At 40.5% G+C, this 10208-nt stretch carries 7 protein-coding genes; all 7 read left to right on the top strand.

Going from position 1 to position 10208, the window contains the following annotated elements:
• Positions 1–1270: hypothetical protein (locus Q0K35_RS06145; RefSeq protein WP_294561786.1), on the top strand; the 1270-nt coding region annotated here is incomplete at its 5' end.
• 316 nt (positions 1271–1586) lie between these two features.
• Positions 1587–3314: an ATP-binding cassette domain-containing protein gene (locus Q0K35_RS06150; protein ID WP_294561787.1), complete on the top strand. Its 1728-nt coding sequence runs from the start codon at positions 1587–1589 to the stop codon at positions 3312–3314.
• A gap of 169 nt (positions 3315–3483) precedes the next feature.
• Positions 3484–4236 carry a threonine/serine exporter family protein gene (locus tag Q0K35_RS06155; RefSeq protein ID WP_294561788.1) on the top strand — a complete coding sequence of 251 codons (753 nt, stop codon included), beginning with the start codon at positions 3484–3486 and terminating at the stop codon, positions 4234–4236.
• Between the two features lies 1 nt (position 4237).
• Positions 4238–4669: a threonine/serine exporter family protein gene (locus Q0K35_RS06160; protein ID WP_294561789.1), complete on the top strand. Its 432-nt coding sequence runs from the start codon at positions 4238–4240 to the stop codon at positions 4667–4669.
• Positions 4666–6909 (top strand): U32 family peptidase, encoded by a 2244-nt coding sequence (locus Q0K35_RS06165; RefSeq protein ID WP_294561790.1) that lies wholly within the window; start codon positions 4666–4668, stop codon positions 6907–6909. Before Q0K35_RS06160 ends, Q0K35_RS06165 begins: the two co-directional genes overlap by 4 nt.
• A gap of 225 nt (positions 6910–7134) precedes the next feature.
• Positions 7135–7803: an ankyrin repeat domain-containing protein gene (locus Q0K35_RS06170; protein WP_294561791.1), complete on the top strand. Its 669-nt coding sequence runs from the start codon at positions 7135–7137 to the stop codon at positions 7801–7803.
• A gap of 10 nt (positions 7804–7813) precedes the next feature.
• A complete protein-coding gene (locus tag Q0K35_RS06175; protein ID WP_294561792.1) occupies positions 7814–9904 on the top strand; it encodes an elongation factor G in 2091 nt (696 codons plus the stop codon).
• Positions 9905–10208 lie beyond the last annotated feature (304 nt).

Below are 10208 nucleotides of genomic sequence, written 5' to 3' on the forward strand. Positions count from 1 at the left end.
TGTTTTTAAGAATGCAGAGAATCTGATAGTATCTGTACCGGATAAATGGGAAAAAATTTCATACAATTTTCTTTATGGATATACAGGCAGATATCCGATAACAGAAAAGGATCAATTTTATTTATATGAAGATATTCAGGAAGTGATAGAAGAGAATCCGGAAATTATGGCAGTGGAGAGTTATTATAGTTATGAGTATGAAATCGATCCAAGATTGGCATATATCTTGTGGGAAACAGATAGCAATATTTTTGAAAAATTAGTATTTCCAAACGAAGGTCATAAGCCCTTTATTATGGGGAATATTCCAAGTGAAACACCTTATATCATCACGGATGAAGAACAGCTATGGGATTTTGATGAATATTTAAACTTTCCTTCCTATGAAATACAGGTGTTTGATTTAGTCAATGATCATGAGGAATTGCCATTGATGTATGGAAGCTATCCTAAGGAAGGAAATGAAGTGCTTCTAAGCAGAAATGTGGCGGATATGCTCATGGAAATGGAAGGATATAAATTTTATGAAGAAATGATCGGGCAGGTCATGAAGCTGGGATTGCAGGGAGTAAAAAATGTGTATTGGGATTCACCGGAGATTATTGGTTATCAGCCTAATGAAATACCCTTAGCTGACTTATTGGAGGTAAAGATCAGCGGAATCAGCAGTGTTGAGAATGATTATATGAACATGGTGTTCTTCAATAACGGTTATGGGAATAATCCGGTTTTACGTCATTTTGTAGTGGATGACAGTGAATTGTATTTCTATTATGTACGTTTTTTGCTGGAACCTGGAAGTGACTATGAAGCAGTGGTCGAAAAGATCAATAAGAGCCTGTATAAGGACAGTGCAAGTATTACTGTATTTCAGGGAAAGGGATTAGGAAATGATGTAGTCTTCTATCGTTCGCCGTCAAGCTTTATGATCTATGGGGCAGTAATACTGATCCTTCTATTAGGAATCCTGTTTGTATTCTATTTATTCAAAAGAAAGAGGATGAGAAAGGAAAGTGAGATCATGAGAACCTATGGGTATTTATCGGTATCGGAAAGTCTGATGCGTAATGGATGCTTATTAATGATTTCATTCCTGCTGGTAGTGATGCTGGGGAATCAGGCGTGCGAGAAGATCAATGCGATTGCCGAGGAGAACTTTTATCAGCCATTCTTAACCATGGATATAGGTATGCTTCTGATGGCTTTGGTGAGTATAGGTGTGATTGTTGGAATCTTGGAGTGTCTTATGTTTAAAAGGAAAATGAGGTGAGTAAATGGGTGAGGTACAACAGGCAGTTGCGGATATTTTGAATCGGTTTGATTTAGGGACTTATTATGCTTTATTTATTATATATCGTTACCGATAACCGTATTTGCTTTATATGCCTGTTTTTCAGGTATGAATAGTTTATTTGGTATTCAGGAATGGGTTCATTGGTATTTATCGGATACTGAATGGAAGGCCTTGTCTGATAGCTATAATATGCAGATGAATCTTATTTTTATGGGAATTATTTTATTGCTTCTGCTTCAGATAGCTTTGATGATTCTTAGATATAGAAAGGCTCGGTCAAAGGAGTGAGATGATGATTCGTATCAAACATGCGTCAAAAGCATTTGGAAATAATATTATTTTGGATCAGGCAGATCTGTGTATCACTTCTTGTGGTTTATATGTGATCTGGGGAGAATCGGGATGTGGAAAATCAACCTTATTGAATATTTTAGCGGGGTATGATCGTTTTGATTCAGGTGAAGTTGAAATTGATGCTTCTGTGATGACGATTTTTCAGAATTATGAGCTGATCGATGAGTTAAATGTATATGACAATATCTTTCTAAACAGGGAGTTGGATGAAAAGAAAGGGATGGAACTGCTTAAAAAGCTGAAGATCGATGATCTGATTGAACGCTATCCACATGAGCTGAGCGGTGGGCAAAAACAGCGTGTCGGTATTGCCAGAGCCTTATTGGCAAATCCAAAGATCATTTGTTGTGATGAACCGACAGAATCATTGGATGTTGAGAATAAGTATATCGTGATGGATATTTTAAAAGAATATTCTAAAGATCATATCATCATCATGGCTTCTCATCAGAAAGAAATGGTTGAAACTTATGCGGATCAGATTTTTGAATTTAAAGACCATAAGCTTGTCAGCAAGAATGAATATCAGGGTTCTTTAAATTTCAGTGATGAAAAAGAATGTACATTGAGCAAGAAAAAAGGCCGCAAACTGCTTCATTTGATCATGAGAAAGAAAAATACTTTATTTAGTGTTGCGGTTATCTTTCTTTTAGTGGCAGCACAGACGCTTTTAGTAGTCAAGCAAAAGATGTTTTATATTCCTGATACCGAGAAAACGGTGAATGCGGAAATGCTTTATATAGAAACAGAGAATAAAGAGAATCTATATGCATTAAATATTATTAAAAGTGATAAGATCGTTAAGTTTAAAAATATGGTCATTGATGGTGTTGAATATCAGGTAAATATATATCCATATGTGGATCATGATGAAGAACTTACGATTGAAGGAGATTTGCCGCATGACCTGAATGTGATCTTGAATCAGAATGCTTTGGAACGTTTGGGTATCAAAGACTGGCAGAATACGGTCTTACCTTTGACTTATTCTGTGGCTCCTTATACGGAAGAAGTTGAAATGGGCATTAGTGGCATCGTTTATGAAGAAGATACGGCAGCGATGAATATTTATTATGATCTGGATGATTTTATTGATTATTTAGGCAGTATTGAACTTCAGGAAGGCGGTACGATGAAGGGGCATCTTGAAATCAGGGGAACTTGTTATCAAGGCTATGCAAGCCGCAGCATCATTTCATATGCCTATAATTATGCCAAGGATCTTTCGGGTGTCACGATCAGTAATCCTCTTTATGACGAGCGGGCACGCAGAGAGAGTGAGCAGAAGATCTATACTTATCTTTTCAGCGGTCTTGTTTATATCGTTATTGCCTTATTGGCTGTTTTTGTGGTCGTCTTTACTTATAAAGAAACGAAATATTATGGTAAGCCTTTTGCTGTTTTGATCAGCCAGCAGATGCCTTTAGCGTTTATACGCACGCAGTATCTTCTTGAAAAGATCTGTCTTTTATATCCTTTGCTGATCCTTGATTTTATTGTGACAAGCCTTCTTTCACCGGTGTATATTGATATCTTAGGTGAAGAAAGTATGAGTCTTTTAAAAATGCTGCCAATCGGTGTCTTTGTGATTTATACACTTGTATTGGTTTATTCTTTGCGGCAATTACAAAGAAAGAAGATCAGTAAGATCATGAAGGAAGAATAGATTTATTTCATTGAAAAGTTTATGAACGATTTTCGCATTAAAATGATATCGGAATTTATGAAATAGACATTAAAATGATGGGCAAATGACAATGATGAAGAAATGGATTTCTTTGAATTTGCCCTTTTTTTCATTTCAAAAGTTATGTATAATCAAATAGGTGATGATGATGGATTGCAATCAGTTGGCACGGGCGGCTACAAAAGCGGGAGAAATTCTTTTGGAAAGCGGCGCGGAAACATATCGGGTAGAAGATACGATGAAACGTATCTGTTTTGCATATGGGGCAGAGGTGGTGGACGCATATGCGACACCGACGATGCTGTTGATTTCTTTTTCGATTCATGGTGAGCTTTGTCATAATATCAAGCGTACGCAGATCAAAAGTGTGGATCTGAGCAAGATCGATAAGGTAAATGACCTTTCAAGAAGCATTCTTGATAGCAGCATGTCGCTGGAGGAATTTTGCTTTCGGCTTGAGAAGATCAATCAGGAAAGAGTATATCGTAATTGGATCATGGTTTTGGGAGCGGCTGTTTGTACTTTAGGCTTTGCATTCTTTTTTAAGGGGACTTTGAAGGATGCTTTATGTGCCGCAGTTATCGGTATGCTTTTAAAGTTACTGATGATCCAGATGGACCGGATCGATTTCAATTCTTTCTTTAAATATCTCATTGGCGGGGCGTTTACGACCCTGTGTGCCATCATTGCTTCCAAGCTGGGAGCCTGTCATTCGATTGATACGCTGATCATATCGGTGATCATGCTGCTGGTACCGGGATTGGCGATCACCAATGCCATCCGGGATACGGTCAGCGGTGATCTTGTGAGCGGTCTGGCGAGAACGGCAGAAGCCCTGTTTGTGGCTGTGGCGATTGCTTTAGGAAGCGGACTTGTGTTTACGCTTTTAGGAGGATATTGATATGTTGAATGGTTTGGGTGCCGTATTGGCCTCATTGGGTTTTGCGATCTTATTTAATGTTAAGGGAGATAAACTGTTTACGGCGGCGTTTATTGGCGGTATCGGTGGTGTCGTTTATTATGCCTCTCTGTATTTTGGCAATGGTGAAGGGTTAAGCTTATTTATCGCAAGCATCATCGTATCATTATTATCTGAGATCTTTGCCCGTCTGTTAAAATGTCCGGTCACGACATTTTTGCTTTGTGCCATCATTCCTTTGGTGCCGGGAGGGGGCATGTATTATACGATGCTGGAAGTGATTTCGGATAATATTGATGGCGCGATCGTATTGGGCGTAGAAACGATCATTCAGGCCTGCTGTATTGCGATCGGCTGTATTCTTGTTTCCAGCATGACGCGTATCTGGTCACAAGCAAAAAGGAGAAAAGTATGACAAAGGTGGAGCTGTTATGTCCCGCAGGAAGCTATGAGGCTTTTGAAGCGGCGTTATATAATGGGGCGGATGCGATCTTTTTAGCGGGAGAGCTGTATGGTGCACGTGCCAATGCTGCTAATTTTACGCTTGAAGAAATGAAAAAGGCCGTTTCCCTGGCTCATCTATATGGTGTAAAGGTTCATGTCACGCTGAATACGCTGATTCATGATGATGAATTGGATCAGTGCCGCGATTATCTTAAAGAACTTGAAGCGATGGGAGTTGATGCAATCATCGTACAGGATCTGGGAATCATGACGATCATCCAGCATGAATTTCCTTCTTTAACCATTCATGCGTCTACCCAGATGCATGTTCATAATCAGATTGGGATCGAGCAGTGCAAGAAATGGCACATCGAGCGCTGTGTCGTCGCAAGGGAAACCCCGCTGGATGAAATTGCGAAGATGTGTCAGCAGGGAATTGAAATTGAAGTGTTCGTGCAAGGTGCTTATTGTGTCAGCTATTCCGGGGAGTGTCATATGAGCCGCAGCATTGGTCATCGCAGTGCCAATCGCGGTGAATGTGCCCAAAGCTGCCGTTTGCCTTATACGTTATACCGGATGGCCGATGGCAAAGAAGAAAAGGTCAAGACAGAAGGAAAATATCTTTTGTCGATGAAGGATCTCAATGCCTTATCCCTGATTCCGAAGCTGATAGAATGCGGGGTTTCTTCTTTCAAGATTGAAGGAAGGATGAAGCGTCCGGAATATGTTGCCTGTATGTGCCGCATTTATCGTAAGGCCATTGACAGCTATTATGCGGGTCAGCCATTTCATGTGAATGAAACGGTCGCAGAAGAGATGAAAAAAATCTTTAATCGTGGTTTTACCAGCGGTTATTTGGATAAGCAGGAAGGTATGGCTGTGATGAGCACGCTTCGTCCGAACCATCAGGGAGTATGTATCGGCAGAGTCGTTGGTTTTAGTGGGAATAAAATGAGCATTGCTCTTGAGAAAGAACTGCATCAGCATGATGGGATACGGATCGTGAATGAGAAAGAGGATCAGGGCTTTATTGTTAATTATATCTATAAAAATGGTAAGCTTGTATCTTCTGCTGCCCATGAAACGATCGAGCTGCAAAGGGTAAAGTGCAAAATCGGTGATATTGTCATGAAGACCAGTGATGCAAAGCAGCTGGAAGAATTAAAAAAGCTGCCGGTGCGTAAGATAGAAGTTACGATCGAAGCTCGCTTGAAGCTGCATGAACCTTTTTCCATGGTCATGCATGACGGTGTTCATGATGTTAATATCATAAGTGAAGGAAGGGCAGAGAAGGCGTTAAAAACACCTTTAAGCCGTGAGCGTATCGAAGCACAGCTAAAGAAGTTAGGGAATACACCTTTCATATGCAGTAATATTAACATTGATATTGATGAGGGGGTTACATTTCCGATCTCTGAACTAAATGAATGTCGCCGGCGGGCATGTGATGAGTTGATGCAGCGACGCATGGCAGTAAAAAAAGAAGATGTCGTAAAAAAGCCTTATGATGAAATCAAAGTGGAAAAGACCCATCAAATCCGTGTCAGTGTTGCCAGCAGACAGCAATATGACGTCGCAAAACAATATCCATGTGAAATTTATGTGGCTGATTCCGGTTTGTTTGAAAAGCTTAGAAATGAAAACAGCCATGTTCATCGTGATTATCTGCGTGTCATGCATCATCCTTATTCACAGGCGGGTTTGATTCATGATATCGGAGGTTTGGAAAAGGGTGATATGGCGAGTCCGTATATGAATTGTATGAATGCATATAGTGCCTATGTCTTATTCCAGGAAGGAATAAAATGTATTTCTCTTTCATATGAATGCAGAGATGATGATATTGAAAGACTGGTAATGGATTATCAAAGGCTGGCACATCATCCCGGTAATTTTGAGATCGAGGTCTATGGACGTGTTGAAAATATGGTGCTTGAAAACTGTCTGATCAAAAGCCAGCTTCATACTGATAAGCATTGTCAGCAGTGTCATAAGTATCAATATTATCTTAAAGATCAGAAAAATAAATCTTATCGGCTTGTGGGTGATGAAGAATGTCATTTGAAGGTTTATCATAGTGATACCTTTGATAAGATCGATCGTTTGGATGATTATCGTCAAAAAGGAATTACGAATTTCGGTATTGTGCTGACTTTTGAAGATGAGCATGAAACGGAAAATATCTTAAAAAGGCTCTTTTCTAAGATGTAAGAAATTTTCATCAAAAAAAGAGGTGTAAACGCTTGCATTTTTCAGATGAAGTGTTTACAATAGAGTCATAAGGAAGAGGAGTGAGGACCATGAAGACAGTTGGTGTACAAATCAGCGACAGATTGATTCATGGGGTTCCTTGCGGGGTTTTGTGAGTTTTTAGCGAGCGTTTGTGTGCGTTCGCTTTTTTTATCTCTTCATTTGATCTGGAAGGAGGAACATAATATGGATCAATTCAACAAAACATTTTGGGATGCATGTGCAAACGGTGATGTTACGGTGGTTGCAGCCCAGATCAAGCAAGGTGTCGATGTCAATTATCAAAACGGTGAAGGAAGAACGGCCCTGATGAGAAGCGCAAAGCGCGGATATAAGGATATCGTTCGTTTGCTCGTTGATAACGGAGCGGATGTCAATCTTCTGGATTCCCGTGGCAAGACAGCGTTGATGGGAGCGGCTAAAAAGGGTCATAAGACGATCTGTAAGAAGTTAATTGAAGCGGGTGCAGATGTCAATGTAGCGGATAATAAAGGAAGAACAGCACTTCAGCGAGCAGCCTTTCAGGGCATGGACCGGGTCATTGATGAGCTGTTGAAAGCTGGTGCTGAGATCAATACGCAGGATAATGAAGGAAGAACGCCTTTGATGGAAGCATGTCTGGCATTTAAATTTGATGTGATCCGTCAGCTGGTCGAAGCAGGTGCTGATGTGAACATGCAGGATAAGCGCGGATGTACGGCGTTGATGCGTGCAGCTTATGGCGGATATACGGAGCTTGTAAATTATCTGCTGGAGCATGGGGCAGATAAGGAAATGAGCGATCAGGATGGCAATAAAGCGATTCATTATGTAAGAGAACATTGTCTGGCTGAATTAAAGCCGATTTTGAAATAGAGGTGCCCTTATGAGAGATTATTTAGCACATGAAGTACGTAACGTAACGGTATTAGGACACAGCGGTGCCGGTAAAACTGCTGTTTTGGAAGCAATGCTTCATTTTACGAAGGCGACCGATCGCTTTGGAAAAACAAGTGAAGGAAGCTCGATCATTGATTATGATCCTGAAGAAATTCGAAGAGGATTATCAGTTTATACTTCGATCGTTCCGATTGAATGGAAGGATACCAAGATCAATTTCATTGATACGCCGGGTTATTTGGATTTTGTCGGTGAAATGGAAAGCGGCTGTGCTGCCGGTGACAATATCCTGATCGTCGTAGGTGCCAAGGAAGGTGTTCAGTCGGGCACGCAGCGGGCATGGGAAGTAGCCATGGAAAAGAAGCTGCCAACGATCTTCTTTGTGAATAAAGTGGATGAAGAGCATGCATCTTTCGATAAGGCTTATGAGAGTTTGCGTGAAGCTTTCGGAAAGAGCGTCATTCCTTTTGAAGTACCGATCCTTGAAAATGATGAAGTGATTGGTTCGATCAATATCCTTCGTGATAAGGCATGGTATTTTAAGGGCGATAAGGCAGATCGCAATAAGAGTTATGAAGTTCCGGATAATATGAAGGAAGTCGTTGCCGATTATAAAAATCAGATCGCCGAAGCGATTGCTATGGGTGATGATGATCTGATGGAGAAATTCTTCTCCGGAGAACCATTTACCGAAGCTGAGCTGACACGCGGTGTACGCTTAGGTGTACGCAACGGTGAAATCCGTCCGGTGTTCTCAGGAAGTGCGATCAATATGACAGGTATCGAGCGTTTGCTTGATCTGATCGATAAATACTTCCCAACGTATGGTGAACAGGGTACGATAACGGTAACAGATATTGAAACCAATGAACCGGTAGAATTACTGACAGATGAAAAGGGTGATCTGACGGCGCAGGTATTTAAAACGATCGTGGATCCGTTTGTTGGCAGAATCAGCTTTTTAAAGGTACGCAGCGGTGTCTTAAGCAGTGATACGACACTCTATAATCCGAAAAAGGATAAGATGGAAAAGATTTCACAGATCTTTATCATCAAGGGTAAGCATCAGACGGCCGTAGGAAAGCTGTTTACAGGAGATATAGGTGCTGTGACCAAGCTGGCTTATACGCAGACCAATGATACCCTGTGTGAAAAAGGCAAGCACTATGTCGTTGATGAGATCAAGTTCTCAGAGCCGATGTTGGGGGTTGCGGTATGGCCAAAATCTAAAAATGATGATGACAAATTATCGAATGCGTTGAATAGGATGTGTGAAGAAGATCCGACGACACGTTTGGTGAACAATAAAGAAACCAAAGAAAATATTCTGTACGGTGTAGGTGACCAGCACATTGATGTGATCGTCAATAAGATGAAATCGAAATATAAAGTAGAGGTTAATTTGACAACACCTAAAGTTCCGTATCATGAAACGATCAGAAAGACGGTCATCGGTGAAGGACGTCATAAGAAGCAATCCGGTGGACATGGACAGTTCGGACATGTATTCGTGGAATTCTCGCCAAATCCGGACAGCGAAGATATGGTCTTTGAAGAAACTGTCTTTGGCGGAGCGGTACCGAAACAGTATTTCCCGGCTGTAGAAACAGGCTTAAGAGAATGTATGGCTAAGGGTTATCTTGCCGGTTATCGTATGGTAAATGTCAAAGCCAATCTGAAAGATGGTAAATATCATGATGTCGATTCAAGTGAAATGGCCTTTAAGCTGGCAGCTCATCTGGCATTTAAAGATGCGATGCCAAAGGCCGGCTGTATCTTATTGGAGCCGATCGTAAGTGCTACGGTCGTGATCCCGGATGAATATACAGGAACGATCATCGGTGATTTCAATAAACGTCGCGGTACGATCATGGGTATGGACATGGAAGGTGATCATCAGGTCATCAATGCGCTTGTACCGTTAGCAGAAATGATGAAATATCCGACAGATCTGCGTTCTATGACCCAGGGAAGAGGTAAATATACGCAGGTATTCGATCATTATGATCCTGTTCCGGCTAATATTGCCGAAAAGATCATTGCGAATGCGCATAAGTCAGATGATGATGGCGAATAATTAAAGATGAAAGAAAGGGTATCGGTCCGATATCCTTTTTTTATATATTAGGAAATTTCAATTTTGATGGACAGGAAGATAATGGAGAGAATAAAAAAAGTTAAGTTTAATTTATGTTTTGATATTATGTGTTATTTATTTAAAATTATAGTATCATTATAGTTACTATTATGATATAATATCTGTGTGAATTCTCTTTTTTCTATCAAGGAGGCATCATGAAAGTCTTTTCTCTTTCCAACCGTTTCTATTACCGTGAATTCCCTGATCTGAAGAACATCATTCTTCATGATCTGAGAGTCTA

Origin of the sequence: uncultured Traorella sp. (assembly GCF_944327115.1) — a bacterium.
In the GTDB taxonomy this organism is placed as follows: Bacteria; Bacillota_I; Bacilli_A; order Erysipelotrichales; family Erysipelotrichaceae; genus Traorella.